Source organism: Nonomuraea sp. NPDC049141 (genome assembly GCF_040648415.1).
GTDB lineage: Bacteria > Actinomycetota > Actinomycetes > Streptosporangiales > Streptosporangiaceae > Nonomuraea.
On sequence record NZ_JBEZDR010000012.1, the window covers coordinates 134,282 to 148,865 of the forward strand.

Here is a 14,584-nt window from a genome sequence, read left to right on the forward strand (position 1 = left end):
CCGGCTGGGTCAACCGGCGATCGAGCTACCGAAGTCGGCGCCGGCGGGTGGTTGGAGCGGCCGCAGCTCATCGGAGTTGCGGGCCAGCACCAGGACCTTGCCGGCCGGCACGGCGTCGGGCTGGCCGATGTAGAGCTTGTTGCCGCTGTAGGTCAGCGACCACCCGAACAGGCCGTCCGACGCCGGGAGCCTCTTGTCCTCGGCCGCGTTCTTGAACGACAGCACCCGTACGCCTCCCTCATAGGGCGCGCCGACGGCCACCTTGCCGTCGGCCGAGGCGGCCATCGAGAACCCGAACCCCGCCCCCTGCCCCACCCGCCTCGTCGGGCGCATGGCCGGGTCGTAGAGCTGGACATAGCCGTGGCCCGGCGCGGTCACCGCGAACCCGGCCCCCTCGGCGTACGCCACCGCGTAGCCGTACCTGTCTCCGGCGGCCTTGGTGGGCGAGTCGAGCTTGACCCCCGCGAGCGTCGGCGCCAGCACGTTGTCGATGCGGACCGCGGCCCCCGAGTCGGACTTGCCCGCGTCGACCTGGCGGCCGGCGCCGTCGTCGTTCTCGTACGGGACGCCGACGAGCAGGCTGTTGCCCGGCCCGACGGCCAGTGACCAGCCGAACTGGTCGCCGACCTCGCCGTTGCCCGGCACCTCCGCCGAGTCCTGATTTATCCTGATCAGCCGACCGGTGCCCTCGCGCACGTAGACGGAGCCCGCGTCGGCGATCTGGGCCTGGTCCTCGTACGGCGCGCCGATCGCCACCAGGCTGCCCCGGGACGCCAGGGACCAGCCGAAGTGGGCATCGCGCTGCGGCTCGGGCGCCACCAGTTGTTGCGGTGCCGGGCTGCCCCCGCCGTACACGACATAGACCGCACCCGCGTCCTTGACGCCGTCGACGTCCGTGTACGGCGCCCCCACCACCAGGTCGGCGCAGGGGTTGCCGGGATCGACCTTGGCCAGCGTCACCGACCAGCCGAGCGCGTCACCCTGCTGGAGGCCGGGCACCGAAATCGGGATCACCTTGTCCCCGGAGAGGATGTGCACGGCGCCCTTGCCGCCGTCGGCGAACGGGTCGCCGACCGCCACGTCCTCCAGGCCGTCGCCGTCGAAGTCACTCGTACCCGAGCAGGCGGCCTTCTTGGTGGTGCTCGTGGCGGCTGTCGCGGGGGTGCCGGTGGCGAGCGTGCCGCCCACGGCGAGCGCGAGCGCCAGGAGCGCCGCACCGATCGTCTTCACAGCCGGACCTCGATCTGGTTGCCGTTCTTGAGTCTGGTGGCGGACAGCTCTACGGGTTTGCGGTAAAGCGGCATGTCGAACACGAACGCGTTGTCGATCCGGCTGCCCGCGGTGATCACCGCCGGGAACGTGGCCTCCACCGGGTCGTGGCGCCCGCCTCTGTCGTCGAGCAGCGAGACGATCGGGTCGCCGATCTCCTGGCGTTCGCCTCCGGGGTTCAGCATCGTCCAGCGAACCACGCACAGCTGGCCCTGGGTCTGCGTCTTGCCCTCGAACTCCTTCAGGCCGCACTGCGGGGCCGCGACGACGATGAGCTGCGGGTCGTCGAAGGACTTGCCGAGCGCGAACCGGTGACCGACGTCGTTGGGCCGCGCCGAGGAGGTCGCCGACTGGGTCTGCGTCCGGGCGGGCGGGGTGATGTTGCGGCTGGAGGTGACGATGAGGACGCCGACGGTGACGGCGATGGCCGCCACGGCCGCGGCGGCCGCGATGAGCCAGCGGGTGCTGAGGGAGCGGCCGGGGAGGGGGGCCTGGGTGTCGTCCGTGGACAGTTCCTCGGCCTGGCGTCCCGGGTCCGTGTTTCGGGCCTGCACGCTCAGCTCGTCGTCGGGCTGAGGGGCCTGCTCGGCTAAGCGCTCCTTTTTGGGCTTCTTGGGCTTCTTCGGAGTCGGCTGCTCGGGGGCCGGAACCTCCCAACGCGCCAGCTCCTCGCGGGCGGCCTGCTCCTCCCGGCGGGCCAGCTCCTGCAGATCGGCCTGCTTCGACTCCTGTGGGGGTACGTCGGTGGCCACGGCCGGCCCCTTGGCCGTCGTGTCACTGGGCGGCGGCGTGGCGAACGTGGCCGTGATGTCAGGTTCGTTCACCACGTTCTGCGGCGGCTCCCAGTCGTTGAGCAGCCCGGGCGCCACCAGGGTCGGCGGATTGTCCACCGTCGCCGCCGCAGGCTTGGGCGCGCTGCCGCCGACCAGGGCGATCAGCAGGTCCTGGGCCGTGGGCCGCTGGGCGGGCTCCATGTCGGTCGCCCGCCGTACCAACTCGTCGAGAGGCGCGGGCAGCGCGCCCAGGTCGGGCGGCGTGTTCAGGACGCGCGTCGCGAGCGTGATGGGGTCGCCGCGTCCGAACGGGTGGCGCCCATTACCGGCGTACGCGATCAGGCAGCCCCAGGCGAAGATGTCGGCGGCGGGAGTGACCGTCTCCCCCCGCACCTGCTCGGGCGCCCACCAGCCCGGACTGCCCAGCAGCTCACCGGACATCGTGAACCCGGTCTCCCTGTCGAGCGCCCTGGCGATGCCGAAGTCGATCACTCGCGGCCCGGACAGCGACAAGATGACATTGGCCGGCTTGAGATCCCGGTGCACCAGCCCGGCGACGTGGATCGCCGCCAGCGCCGCCGCGACTCCCAGCGCGACGCCGTGCAGCGGCCCCGGGTCCAGCGCGCCGTACTTGGCGATCTGGTCCGACAGCGGGGTGCCGCCGATGTACTCGGTCACCATGTACGGCCGGCCGTCGCCGGTGTTGCCGTTGTCGAGCACCTGTGCCGTGCAGAACGACGCCACCCGCCGCGCGTTCTCCACCTCGGAGTGAAAGCGGTCGGCGAACCCCTGCTGGTTGGCGAACTCCGCCTTCACCACTTTGACCGCGACGAACCGCCCCGTCGGCGCCCTGGCCAGGAACACCGTACCCATTCCACCCTCGCCGAGCCGGCCGAGCAGTCGGTATGGCCCGATTTCTCGCAGATCCGTCGGGCGGAGCGGCGCGGCGCCCGTTGGCTCCATCAAGGACGTCCCTTCCTGTTCCACGGCCATCCTCCCCTGTGGTGCCCCCATCCGCCATCGCAGGTTCTTCGATGCGGGAGACTGGTTGGATGATGAGCCTGTTGGGCCCTACAGAAATACGTATTTTGGCGGATAAGCTAAATCTTCGTCCGACGAAAAAGCTAGGCCAAAACTTCGTGATCGACGCGGGAACCGTGCGGCGCATCGTCAGAGTCGCCGCACTCGCCCCAGAAGACGTGGTCATAGAGGTCGGGCCCGGCCTCGGCTCGCTCACCCTCGCGCTGCTCCCCGCGGCCCAGCACGTGGTGGCCGTCGAGATCGACCCCGTACTGGCCGCCCAGCTCCCGGTAACCGTCGCGGACCGCGGCCTCGGCGACAAGCTCACGGTCGTGGAGGCCGACGCCCTGCGCATCACCTCCGCCGACCTGCTGGGCCACACCCCCACCGCCCTGGTCGCGAACCTCCCCTACAACGTCGCGGTCCCGGTGGTCCTGCACCTGCTGCAGGCGCTGCCGTCACTGCACAAGGGCCTCGTGATGGTCCAGTCGGAGGTGGCCGACCGCCTCGCGGCGGGGCCCGGCTCCAAGGTGTACGGGGTGCCGTCGGTGAAGGCCGCCTGGTACGCGGACGTACGACGGGCCGGGCCGGTGGGACGGACGGTGTTCTGGCCCGCCCCTAACGTGGACTCCGGCCTCGTCTCCATGGTCCGGCGGGACCCGCCTGAGACGTCCGCGTCGCGGGAGGAGGTGTTCGCAGTGATCGACGCCGCGTTCGCGCAGCGGCGTAAGACGTTGCGGGCCGCGCTGGCCACGTGGGCCGGAAGCCCCGCCCAGGCGGAGGCCGCGCTGCGGGCCGCTGGGGTGAACCCCTCGGAGAGGGGAGAGCAGTTGGACGTGACGGCTTTCGCCCGGATCGCCGAAGTCAAACCCTAGATCGCCCGCTATCCACTGAAACCTGCCGTACCTGGCCCCCAGGACCTCCAAAGAGCCGCTTCGCCCGGCGCGCCCGCTATCCACCGAGTCGTGCGCTGTCTGGCACCCCTGGATATCCACAGACACCTGCGTTGTCCGGCGCGCCCGCTATCCACCGAGTCCTGCGTTGTCCGGCACCCCTGGATATCCACAGAGCCTGCCCCCGTATCCCCGGCTATCCACAGAACCCCGTTCGGCTCCCCGCCGCCCTGACCAATCGCAAGATCCTGGGGCCTCCATTCCGCACGCCGCAGGAGGCCCACCATGACCCCCCGCCCCGCCCTGACCCCTCACCCCGACCCGACTCCCAGCCCCGCTCTGGACACCCGCTCCGACCTGACCCCCAGTCCTGCTCTGGACACCCGCCCTGTCCCGGACACAGCCCCCGTCCCGGACACAGCCCCCGTCCTGGACATCCATCTCGCCCCGGCCACTCGCTCTGCCCCGGCCACTCGCTCTGCCCTGACCACTTGCTCTGCTCTTACCTGGCTCGCGATCGGCGGCGGCACCCTCGCGGCCCTCATCGCATCCCCCAGCGCGGTGGCCGCCGCGACCACCACCTCACCCGAACCGCCGACCACCCCGTGCTTCCGCCTGATCGCCCTCCCCACCAACCCACCCGCAGCCAACGACCGCGAGACGAAGCACCCCCAGGACATCCCCGTCCCACCAGAGCCGTTCTTCGCCCTACCTCCTGATGCGCTGGCACACAACAACCAGCCCATCTACGTCCTCATCCCCCTGCCCCCAGAGTCCTGCCCCGCCCCCAACCCCCCGGCCCAGGCCCCCCGAAATACTCCTACCAAGCCGAGACCCACCAAGCCCCTGACCAAGGGCGACATAGCAACAGCAGCCGCCATCGACCAGCTGGGCACCCCATTCTCATGGGGCGGCGGCGCACCATCCGGCGCCACCACAGGCATAGGCAGAGGAGCCCACACCAAGGGCTTCGACTGCAGCGGCCTCACCCTCTACGCCTGGTCCAAAGCTGGCATAAGGCTCGGCCACTACACAGGCACCCAGTTCCGCCAGGGCCGCAGAGTCACGCTCGACGACCTACGCAAGGGCGACCTGGTCTTCTTCGGCGGCGGCACCGGTGACCCCACCCACGTCGGCCTCAACCTGGGCGGAGGCGTAATGATCCACGCCCCCAAAACCGGCGACGTAGTCAGAAGAACCCCGTTCCTGACCTCCACCTACTATCGCCCCCTCTACCGAGGCGCCGTACGCCCAGGCTGACCTACAGCCCGTAGCAGGGCTCCGCACACTCGGACCGCACCCGATCCCCCATTTCGCCGGGTGCGGTCCGGCTACTCAAGTACGGGCGCAAATTCTGACCAGCCTGTCGACCAGCGGCGCAAGCAGCTCCTGATCCTCCTGCCTGGCCGGCTCATACTCCACGATCCCCAGCCCGGCCACCTCAAACCGCTCCGCCAGCGCACCGACCAACTCAAGCAGCTGATCAGGACGCAACCCACCCGGCGCCGGCGTCCCGACGCTCCCGAACATCTCCGGATCCAACACATCAAGATCGATATGAAGGTAAACGACCTTCTCCTCGATCCCGCCCCCCTGCCTACGGCTGGACTTCTCCACCCCAATCGCCGATCCACGACTGGACTCTTCAGTCCCAAGCCCCAACCCACGACTGGACCCTTCAGTCCGGAGTCCCGACCCACGATCGGAGTTTTCAGTCCCAAGCCCCAGCCCATGGTCCGGGTTCTCCGAGCGACCACCCTGTCCCCGATCGAGGCCAGCCGAAGCAACAGCGTCGACCAGCGCCACGGAGTCCGTCACACCCAGATGGCGCACCCCGCTCGCCTCAACGAACGCGACCTCGGCCTGATCGAGATCCCGCACCCCGGCAAGCACGATCTGCCACGGACGGATCGGCTCCTCAGGCACCAACCCCTCCGGCCCTTCACCGGTGAGAGCCCGCAGCACCATGCCGTGAAACGCCCCAGAAGGTGAACTGGCCTGCGTGTTGAGATCCCCATGAGCATCGAACCAGAGGACCACCAGCCGATCCCCGTACTTCCGCCGAGCCGTCGCCACCGGCTCCAACTCAACTCCGCAATCACCCCCGGCAGTGACCACGAGCCCATCGCCCAACTGCGACATCACCGCCCGCACCCGAGCAGCCGTAACGATCAGATCATCATCATCCACATCAACCCGCAGCCGCCGCTCCGCAGGCACCATCTCGGCCACCAGCCGAGCCCCCTCCCGCAGCCGCTCCGCCGTCCTGGACCCCGACCCCCGCCACTGCGGCACCTCAACAACCGTCACTTCCAACAAAACACTCTCTTCCTCTCAAAAGCCCATATTTCCCCTACTGCAGCGACCTACCCACGTCCAGCCACCAGCCACCAGCCACCAGGCTCTGGGCACTCCGGCACTCCGGGCAGTACCGTCCGCCTGCAGCCCGGCATTACCGTCCGCCCCGCAGCCCCGCAGCCCCGCAGCCCCGCAGCCCCGCAGCCCCGCAGGGTTCGTGGCCCTCAGTGCTCTGGGGCCGCAGCGCCGGTGGATCAGGCAGTTCCAGTGAGTGAGACGATTCGGTTGTACCGGCCGTCCGGTCGTTTGGTCCGTCAAGCGCCTTAACCTCTGTGTATGTCACCGGCCTCCAGGGGTACGCGCGTTGGCTCGGGTCCCATACAGGGCTTCACCACTTCTGCCGAGAATCACGTGACCAGGAAGCGAGCCACTATAAGCTCATGAGTCCTCGACCCCGCCAAGCGACGAAAGTGACAGAAGATCGATGAGTTCGGTTACCGTACGGGTGCCCGCGAAGGTCAACGTGCAGCTATCCGTCGGACCGCTCCGCGAAGACGGCTATCACGACCTGGTCAACGTTTTCCACGCGGTATCGATCTTCGACGAAGTGGTCGCCAAGGAGTCCGAGTCGATCACCGTCACGGTGGGGGGAAACTGGGCGGACCGTGTCCCGCTCGATGACGAGAACCTCGCGATTCAGGCCGCGAGAGCCCTGGCCAAGCACGCGGGCCGCACTTATGGTGTGGCGCTGATCATCAATAAGGCCATTCCCGTGGCCGGTGGCATGGCCGGGGGGAGCGCCGACGCGGCGGGGGCCCTGGTGGCATGCAACGAGCTGTGGGGGCTTGGCCTGCCGTTCGAAGATCTCATGGAGATCGCCGGTGATCTAGGTAGTGACGTGCCCTTCTCGATGCTCGGGGGCACGGCAGTGGGGATCGGCCGGGGCGAACAGCTCAGCGAGTTGCCGACCGGCGGCCAGTTTCACTGGGTGTTCGCGGTGGCGGAGGGTGGGCTGTCCACCGCCGCTGTCTACGCCGAATGCGATCGGCTCCGCGCCGCGACCAGTGCCGAAATCCCCTGGCCGCAGTTGAGCGACCCCCTGCTGGAGGCGCTCGGCGCCGGAGACGCCCGCAAACTGGGCGCGTACCTGACGAACGACCTCCAGCCCGCCGCCCTGACACTCCGTCCTCAACTGGCCCGCACCCTCGAAGCCGGCCGTGAGTACGGCGCACTCGGCGCGATCGTCTCCGGTTCCGGTCCCACCTGCGCCTTCCTCGCGACCGACGCCGCCCACGCCGACCAACTGGCCACCGCCCTCTCCACCACCAACATCACCCGCACCGCCATCCCCGCCCACGGCCCTGTCCCGGGCGCGATAGTGGTCTAAGGCCGTCAGCGCCGTACGCCCCCTCTGCCGTACGCCTTCTCTCTCGTACGCCCCCTCTAGGGTGCGATGCGACTGTTCAGAGGAGGATGGAAGCGCTGCCAGACGGGGGGAGCGGGCAGCGCGGGGCCGCTTGGATGGCCCCCCGCCCGTTCGCCTGTTCGGCCGCTTGTCACGTCTTTTTCCCCGTTCGTCTGTCCGGCCGCTTGTCACGTCCTCCTTCCCCGTCCGCCTGTTTGTCCATCTGGCCGCTCGCCCGCCCGGTTGCTCGCCCGCTCGCCGATTGGGGGACGCCCCCGGTGCGGTGGCGGCTTGGCGTCGTCACCACAGCGTCGCGCGGGCCGATACCCTGGTAAGGCCATGAATCTGGTAAATCTCGAGTCTGTTTCCCATGCCTACGGGCCCAAGCCGCTGCTCAGCGACGTCTCCCTCGGCGTCGAGGTCGGAGAGCGCATAGGTGTCGTCGGACGTAACGGCGGCGGTAAGACCACACTTCTGTCGGTGATCGCGGCGGATGTCCGGCCGGACAGCGGCCGGGTTACCCATACCCGGGGGCTGCGGGTGGGCATGCTGACGCAGCATGACGCGCTCGACCCGGCGATGCCCATCCGGGAGATCGTGCTGGGTGAGAAGGCCGAGCACGAATGGGCGGGGGATCAGGGCGTCCGCGAGATTCTCAGTAATCTCATCGGCGATCTCGATCTTGAGGCCAAGGCGGGGGATCTGTCTGGTGGTGAGCGGCGGCGCACCGCGCTGGCCCAGTTGCTCATCGAAGAGCACGACCTGATCATGCTCGACGAGCCCACGAACCATCTCGACATTGAAGCCATCGCCTGGCTCGCCGGTCATCTGGCCGGACGTAAGAGCGCGTTGGTGGTCGTGACACACGACCGGTGGTTCCTCGACGCGGTCTCCACCAGGACGTGGGAGGTCGTGGACGGGCGAGTCGAGCGGTATGAGGGCGGTTACGCCGCGTACGTGCTCGCGAAGGCGGAGCGGGCGCGCATCGCCCAGGCCGCCGAAGAACGCCGCCAGAACCTCATGCGCAAGGAGATCGCCTGGCTGCGGCGCGGCCCGCCCGCGCGTACGTCGAAGCCCAAGTTCCGGGTGGAGGCCGCCCAGGCGCTGATCGCCGACGAGCCGCCGGCTCGCGAGAGCGTGGAACTACTGCGGTTCGCGGCGGTCCGGCTCGGTAAGACCGTGTACGACCTCGAAGACGTCACCCTGCACGCCGGTGGCCCCGGCAGCGGCCCGCTGGTGCTCGACGACTGCACCTGGCAGTTCGGGCCGGGCGACCGCGTCGGGCTGATCGGCGTCAACGGTTCCGGCAAGTCGTCCGTGCTCCGCTTGCTCGCCGACACGGTCCAGCCCGACTCGGGCCGGATGGCCAGGGGCAAGACGGTACGGCTGGCGCACCTGTCCCAGGAACTGGCCGAACTCGACCCCACCCGCCGGGTGCTGGAGACGGTCGAGGAGATCCGCAAGTACATCCAGGTCGGCAAGAAGGAGTGGTCCGCCTCCCAGCTGCTCGAACGCCTGGGCTTCAAGGGCGAGGCGCAGTGGAAGGTCGTCGGCGACCTGTCGGGTGGCGAGCGGCGGCGGCTGCAACTGCTCAGGCTGCTCATGGACGACCCCAACGTGCTGCTGCTCGACGAGCCGACCAACGATCTCGACATCGAGACGCTGAACGAGCTCGAAGACCTCCTCGACGGCTGGCCCGGCACGCTCATCCTGGTGAGCCACGACCGCTACTTCCTGGAGCGCGTCACAGACAAGTGCGTAGCCCTCCTGGGCAACGGCAAGCTCTCGTTCCTTCCGGGGGGCGTGGACGAATACCTGGCCCGGCGAGCTCAGGGCACCGCCCTGACAGCGCGAACGACCTCACCCCAGCCCACTCCCGCCCAGACCCAGCCCGCAGCCCCCCAAGAGGGCATGTCGGCCAAGGAGGAGCGAGAGCTCCGCAAGGAGCTGAACCGCCTCGAACGCCAACTCGACCGACTGGGCGACCAGGAGGCCAAGCTCCACGCCGCGATGGCGGACGCGGCCAGCGACTACGCCAAACTAGGCTCCCTGGATGCCCAGCTCAGAGACATCCTCGAGCAGAAGGACACAGTCGAAGCCGAGTGGCTCGAACTCGCCGACCGACTGAGCGACTGACTCGGAAGCAGGGGCCCAAGTACGCGCCGTAGCGGTAAGCGGTTGGCATGCATGCGGGCGTCTGGCTTCTGAAGCAGACGCCCGATGGACGAGCGGTGACGGGCTTCCGAAGAAGGCGGCCAAGAACGAGTCGTTACGGCGAGCACCCCGTGAGCCTTCACGACCGGCGCTTGACGGTCGCGCGCCAACGACGGCGGCACGGGCAACCCATGCGAAGCCGTACAGAAAACAAGCGTCTCAAATCTTGAGACAGACCGTGGAATTGTGCCGTTCGCCCTCTGCGGAACGCGAGCGGCTAGGAGTCGAACGGCGCGAGCATGGTGCGGAGCAGAGCGGACAGGGTGTGTTGGTCGTTGGGGGCCAGGGCGGCGAGTAGGGCGTGCTCGCGTCGCAGCAGGTCCGCGAACGCGGCATCCACCCGCGCCACCCCGCTCTCGGTAAGCGACACCAGCACCCCCCGCCGATCCTCTGGATCCGGCCGCCGCCGGACCAGGGATGCCTGGGCGAGGCGGTCGATGCGGTTCGTCATCGTGCCCGACGTGACCAACGTGGCCCGGATCAGCGCCCCCGGGCTCAGCTCGTACGGCTTGCCCGCCCGCCGCAGCGCCGTCAGCACGTCGAACTCCCACGGCTCGAGATCGTGCTCGGCGAACGCGGCCCGCCTGGCCCGGTCGAGATGCTTGGCCAGGCGCGAAACCCGCGACAGCACCTGAAGCGGCTCGACGTCGAGGTCCGGGCGCTCCGTCCGCCAGGCCGCCACCAGCCGGTCGACCTCGTCCTGCGGCTCCTCGTTCACGACACCGCCTTGCTATGAGATCGCCAGATCGGGAAGAGCGCGTCCTGCGGCTCCTCGTTCGCGACACCAGATCGCCAGATCGGGGGGAGCGCGTCCTGTGTCATGGTCAGATTGTACTGTCTTGACATCGAGATACATATCTCGATATCAATAATCTCTATGTCGAGAGATATCTGGGATCCCACAACGTACGCCAGGTACACCGACGAGCGAGCACGCCCGTTCTTCGAGCTGACCGCCAGAATCGGCGCCGACAGCCCCGATTATGTCGTGGACGCCGGCTGTGGCACCGGCGAACTCACCGTCGAACTCGCCCGCCGCTGGCCCCAGGCTACCGTGGACGGCTTCGACGCCTCCCCAGCCATGATCACCGAGGCCCGCCGGCACCAGCAGATCAGGTCCACGGTCGCCGATGTCACCACGTGGCGCCCCGACCGGCCGGTGGACGTGCTGGTCTCCAACGCCGTCCTGCAATGGGTGCCCTCGCACCGCGACGTGCTGGAGCACTGGATCGACTCGCTGAGCCCGGACGGCTGGCTGGCCTTCCAGGTGCCGGGCAACTTCGACGCCCCCAGCCACGTGGCGATCCGCGAGCTCTGCGCCACGCCCGCGTGGTCCGATCGGCTCGGCGACTTCGACCGGGGCAGCCCGGTCGACGACGCCGCCGGCTACGTCGACTTCCTGCGCGGCTGCCGGGTCGACGCCTGGGAGACGACGTACGTCCACCTACTGGAGGGCGACAACGCGGTGCTGAACTGGATCTCCGGCACCGCCCTGCGCCCGATCTTCGACCGGCTGGAGGCCGACGAGCAGAAGAAGTTCACGGCCGAGCTGGCGCAGCGGCTCGACCAGGTCTATCCGGCCAAGCCGTACGGCACGCCGTTCCCGTTCCGGCGCATCTTCGTGGTGGCGCAGAAACGTCAGCAGCAGTGATCAAGGGCCTGCACCATGTCCAGCTCGCCGCGCCCGCGGGGAGCGAGCCGATGCTGAGGGAGTTCTACGGAGGAGTCCTCGGGCTCCAGGAGGTCCCCAAACCGCCTGATCTGGCCAAACGCGGTGGCGTCTGGTTCCGTGGCGAGGGCGTCGAGGTGCATCTCGGCATCGAGGACGACTTCCGGCCCGCCAGGAAGGCGCACCCGGCGTTCCTGGTGGACGACCTCAACGCGTTCAGCACCGAACCCCCCGACGACCTGCTCCCGGGCTACCGCCGGATCTACCTCACGGACCCGGTGGGGAACAGAATCGAGCTATTGCAAGAAGTGTGAAGTTCATCCAGTGGTGGCATGATTGTCCAAATCGGCCAAGGCTGTGAGGTGCTGTGGGCATCGAAATCGAGGACAAGTTCGACGTTCCCCCCGACTACGCGGTACCCGACCTGAGCAAGCTTGGGGAGATCTCGGGCCCGAAGAGCTATCAGCTCGTGGCGCTCTACTACGACACGCCCGATCTGCGGCTGGCGACCCGGGGCATCACCCTCCGCCGAAGACGCGGCGGTGACGACGCGGGCTGGCATCTGAAGCTGCCCAAGGCCAAGGGCGTCCGTCAGGAGATCACCCACCCGCTCACCCGGAGCACCAAGGTCGTGCCCCCCGAACTGGCCGAACTCGTCCGCGCCTACACCCGCGGCGCCGAACTCCAGGTGGTGGCCGAGCTCGACACCCGCAGGACCGTCTCACTGCTGCACGACGGCCCGACCCCGCTGGTCGAGATCGCCGACGACCGGGTCAAGGGCACGGTCTACACCAAGAAGCCAGACGAGTCGGTCGCGTCAGAAAAAACGGACGTCGTGCGGTGGCGCGAGGTCGAGGCGGAGCTGCTCGAAGGTGACCAGGCCCTGCTCGCCAAGATCGGCAAGCGGCTCATGAAGGCCGGCGCCACCCCGGCAGTGGCGGCCAGCAAGCTCGCCAGACTCCTCGAACCCCCACCCCCCGCCCAGGCCCTGACAAAAGACGGCACGGCAGGCCAAGTCATCGTGAACTACCTGGCAAGCCAGGTAACAGCCCTCCTCTCACAAGATCCCCGAGTACGCAGAGCGGAAGAGGACGCCGTCCACCAGATGCGCGTCGCCGCCCGCAGGCTGCGGAGCGCGCTCAAGGCGTTCGACACCGTCATCACCGGCACGAAGCGAGTCCAGGACGAGCTGCGCTGGCTGGGCGCCGTGCTCGGCGAGGCCCGGGACCTGGAGGTGATCAGAGCCAGGTTCGCCCGCGAGCTGGCGGTGCTGGCCCCCGAACTGGTCACCGGCCCCATCGTGGCCAGGCTCGGCGAGGACCTGCTCGCGCGCGAGCACGAGGCGTACGAGCGCATCAAGGAGACCCTCAGCGGCGAGCGCTACTACGCGCTGCTCGACGCCCTCGACACGATGACGGCCACGCCGAGGCTGACCAAGGCCGCGGCGAAACCGGCACAGGACAAGCTCAGTGACGTGGCCGCCGGCAACTGGGACCGGGTGACCAAGGCCTACGACACCGCCCAGGCGATCTCCGACCTCGAGCGCCGCGAGATCGCCATGCACGACGTACGCAAGGCGGCCAAACGCGCCCGCTACACCGCCGAGGCCCTCCAGCCCACGCTCGGCAAGAGCATGGCCAAGCTGGCCAAGCACGCCGCGGCCGTGCAGGAGGTGCTCGGAGCGCACCAGGACGGTGTGGTGGCGCAGGAGACGCTGGCCAAGGAGGCGGAGACCGCGCGGCAGGCAGGCGAGGACACCTTCACCTACGGCCTGCTCATCGGCCTCGAACGCGGCACGGCGGAGCGAGCACACGCGGACTTCCCCAGAGTCTGGGCCGAAACAGTGCAAGCCATCGGGAAACTACTATGAGTGACTTACCAGTCATACCTTTCGACCGACATGACGCGCTCGAGGTCCCCGCGGCCTATCGGGAGCTGCGGGCCGAGAAGGGCATCACCCGGGTACGGACCCGGGTGGGCGGTGAGGTCTGGCTCGTCAGCGGCTACGAGGACGCCCGCAAGCTGTTCGCCGACTCCCGGCTCGGGCGCTCGCACCCCGAACCGGAGAAGGCCGCCCGCGTCTCCGGCTCCGCGCTGCTCGGCGGCCCCCAGGGCGAGAGCGCGACCGAGAAGGCCGACAACGAGCGGATGCGCAAGCTGTTCATGCCCTCGTTCTCCGCCCGCCGGATGAAGGCGCTCGGCGACCACGTGGGCGCCCTGGTCGACGAGCGGCTGGAGCACCTGGCCGGCCTGACGCCGCCCGCCGACCTGCACGCCGAGCTGTCCTTCCCGCTCCCCGTACTGGTCATCTGCCAGCTGCTCGGCGTCCCCTTCGAGGACCGGGACTACTTCAGCGGCGTCTCCGCCCGCATGGGTGACGTTACGGACGAGGCCAAGGGCATGGCGGCGCGCGAGGAGCTGAGCGCGTACATGGCCGGGCTCATCGAGCGCAAGCGGCACGATCCCGGCGAGGACGTCCTGTCCGACCTGGCCGACGTGCTGGACGACGACGGCAGGATCGCCCAGCTGGCCGGCGGGCTGCTGTTCGCCGGACATGAGACCACGGTGAACCGCATCGACTACGGCGTGCTGTTCCTGGAGGCCAATCCCGACCAGCTCGCGCTGCTCAAGGCCGACCCCGGGCGGGCGCCCGCCGCCGTCGAGGAGATCCTCCGCATGGCCTCGCCCAGCCTGCACGGCCTGCCCCGCTACGCCCACGACGACATCGAGATCGGCGGCGTCACGATCCACAGGGGCGAGGCCGTGCTGATCATGCCCGGCGCGGCCAACAGGGACGAGCGGATCTACCCCGACCCCGACACCTTCGACGTGGGCAGGACGTCCAGTGACCCGCACCTGAGCTTCGGGTACGGCCCGCGCTACTGCATCGGCGCCAGCCTGGCCAGGGTCGAGCTGGAGGCGGTGTTCAGCCGGCTCTACCGGCGCTTCCCCGACCTGCGGGTGGCCGTGCCGTTCGACGAGCTGCGGCGCAACGAGGGCCGGATCACCGAAGGGGTCGCCGAACTGCCCGTCACCTGGTGAC

Annotated in this window: 12 protein-coding genes; 8 read left to right on the forward strand and 4 right to left on the reverse strand. The window is 69.0% G+C overall.

Annotated elements, in window-relative coordinates; translation table 11 throughout:
* Window positions 1-9 precede the first annotated feature (9 nt).
* Window positions 10-1,230: a hypothetical protein gene (locus AB0B91_RS33985; protein WP_358328228.1), complete on the reverse strand. Its 1,221-nt coding sequence runs from the start codon at window positions 1,228-1,230 to the stop codon at window positions 10-12.
* On the reverse strand, window positions 1,227-3,035 hold the full coding sequence (locus AB0B91_RS33990) for a protein kinase (RefSeq protein ID WP_358328231.1): 1,809 nt from the start codon (window positions 3,033-3,035) through the stop codon (window positions 1,227-1,229). Before AB0B91_RS33990 ends, AB0B91_RS33985 begins: the two co-directional genes overlap by 4 nt.
* A 41-nt stretch (window positions 3,036-3,076) precedes the next feature.
* Here AB0B91_RS33990 and rsmA point away from each other — a divergent pair, with 41 nt between their 5' ends.
* Together rsmA and AB0B91_RS34000 are read left to right on the forward strand one after the other, a co-directional pair.
* The gene (gene rsmA, locus AB0B91_RS33995; RefSeq protein WP_358328234.1) at window positions 3,077-3,937 is read left to right on the forward strand and encodes a 16S rRNA (adenine(1518)-N(6)/adenine(1519)-N(6))-dimethyltransferase RsmA; all 861 of its coding nucleotides are present in this window, start codon (window positions 3,077-3,079) and stop codon (window positions 3,935-3,937) included.
* Between the two features lie 303 nt (window positions 3,938-4,240).
* The gene (locus AB0B91_RS34000; protein ID WP_358328237.1) at window positions 4,241-5,215 is read left to right on the forward strand and encodes an NlpC/P60 family protein; all 975 of its coding nucleotides are present in this window, start codon (window positions 4,241-4,243) and stop codon (window positions 5,213-5,215) included.
* Between the two features lie 75 nt (window positions 5,216-5,290).
* Here the strand turns inward: AB0B91_RS34000 and AB0B91_RS34005 are convergent, their stop codons facing one another.
* Window positions 5,291-6,178 (reverse strand): arginase family protein, encoded by an 888-nt coding sequence (locus AB0B91_RS34005; protein ID WP_358328880.1) that lies wholly within the window; start codon window positions 6,176-6,178, stop codon window positions 5,291-5,293.
* 559 nt (window positions 6,179-6,737) lie between these two features.
* On the opposite strand from AB0B91_RS34005, the gene AB0B91_RS34010 reads away from it, so the two are divergent.
* Both AB0B91_RS34010 and AB0B91_RS34015 read left to right on the forward strand, forming a co-directional pair.
* A complete protein-coding gene (locus tag AB0B91_RS34010) occupies window positions 6,738-7,640 on the forward strand; it encodes a 4-(cytidine 5'-diphospho)-2-C-methyl-D-erythritol kinase (protein ID WP_358328240.1) in 903 nt (300 codons plus the stop codon).
* Window positions 7,641-7,997: 357 nt separating this feature from the next.
* The gene (locus tag AB0B91_RS34015) at window positions 7,998-9,794 is read left to right on the forward strand and encodes an ABC-F family ATP-binding cassette domain-containing protein (RefSeq protein WP_358328243.1); all 1,797 of its coding nucleotides are present in this window, start codon (window positions 7,998-8,000) and stop codon (window positions 9,792-9,794) included.
* A gap of 295 nt (window positions 9,795-10,089) precedes the next feature.
* On the opposite strand, the gene AB0B91_RS34020 is transcribed toward AB0B91_RS34015, so the two are convergent.
* On the reverse strand, window positions 10,090-10,590 hold the full coding sequence (locus AB0B91_RS34020) for a MarR family transcriptional regulator (RefSeq protein WP_358328246.1): 501 nt from the start codon (window positions 10,588-10,590) through the stop codon (window positions 10,090-10,092).
* Between the two features lie 159 nt (window positions 10,591-10,749).
* On the opposite strand from AB0B91_RS34020, the gene AB0B91_RS34025 reads away from it, so the two are divergent.
* Genes AB0B91_RS34025 through AB0B91_RS34040 form a run of 4 tightly spaced genes read left to right on the forward strand, consistent with a single transcriptional unit; the run spans window position 10,750 to window position 14,583 of the window.
* Window positions 10,750-11,523 carry a trans-aconitate 2-methyltransferase gene (locus tag AB0B91_RS34025; RefSeq protein WP_358328249.1) on the forward strand — a complete coding sequence of 258 codons (774 nt, stop codon included), beginning with the start codon at window positions 10,750-10,752 and terminating at the stop codon, window positions 11,521-11,523.
* The gene (locus tag AB0B91_RS34030) at window positions 11,520-11,855 is read left to right on the forward strand and encodes a glyoxalase (protein ID WP_358328252.1); all 336 of its coding nucleotides are present in this window, start codon (window positions 11,520-11,522) and stop codon (window positions 11,853-11,855) included. The genes AB0B91_RS34025 and AB0B91_RS34030 overlap by 4 nt, the downstream gene beginning before the upstream one ends.
* Window positions 11,856-11,908: 53 nt before the next feature.
* Entirely contained in the window at window positions 11,909-13,411 is a 1,503-nt protein-coding gene (locus AB0B91_RS34035; RefSeq protein WP_358328255.1) for a CYTH and CHAD domain-containing protein, read from the forward strand.
* Window positions 13,408-14,583, forward strand: a complete 1,176-nt coding sequence (locus tag AB0B91_RS34040) for a cytochrome P450 (RefSeq protein WP_358328258.1) — start codon at window positions 13,408-13,410, stop codon at window positions 14,581-14,583. Before AB0B91_RS34035 ends, AB0B91_RS34040 begins: the two co-directional genes overlap by 4 nt.
* Window position 14,584 lies beyond the last annotated feature (1 nt).

Coding starts and splice junctions, on each gene's coding strand:
- AB0B91_RS33990 (WP_358328231.1), bottom strand. CDS start 3,035: ATGGCCGTGGAACAGGAAGGGACGTCCTTGATGGAGCCAACGGGCGCC.
- rsmA (WP_358328234.1), top strand. CDS start 3,077: ATGCGGGAGACTGGTTGGATGATGAGCCTGTTGGGCCCTACAGAAATA.
- AB0B91_RS34000 (WP_358328237.1), top strand. CDS start 4,241: ATGACCCCCCGCCCCGCCCTGACCCCTCACCCCGACCCGACTCCCAGC.
- AB0B91_RS34005 (WP_358328880.1), bottom strand. CDS start 6,178: ATGGTGCCTGCGGAGCGGCGGCTGCGGGTTGATGTGGATGATGATGAT.
- AB0B91_RS34010 (WP_358328240.1), top strand. CDS start 6,738: ATGAGTTCGGTTACCGTACGGGTGCCCGCGAAGGTCAACGTGCAGCTA.
- AB0B91_RS34015 (WP_358328243.1), top strand. CDS start 7,998: ATGAATCTGGTAAATCTCGAGTCTGTTTCCCATGCCTACGGGCCCAAG.
- AB0B91_RS34025 (WP_358328249.1), top strand. CDS start 10,750: ATGTCGAGAGATATCTGGGATCCCACAACGTACGCCAGGTACACCGAC.
- AB0B91_RS34040 (WP_358328258.1), top strand. CDS start 13,408: ATGAGTGACTTACCAGTCATACCTTTCGACCGACATGACGCGCTCGAG.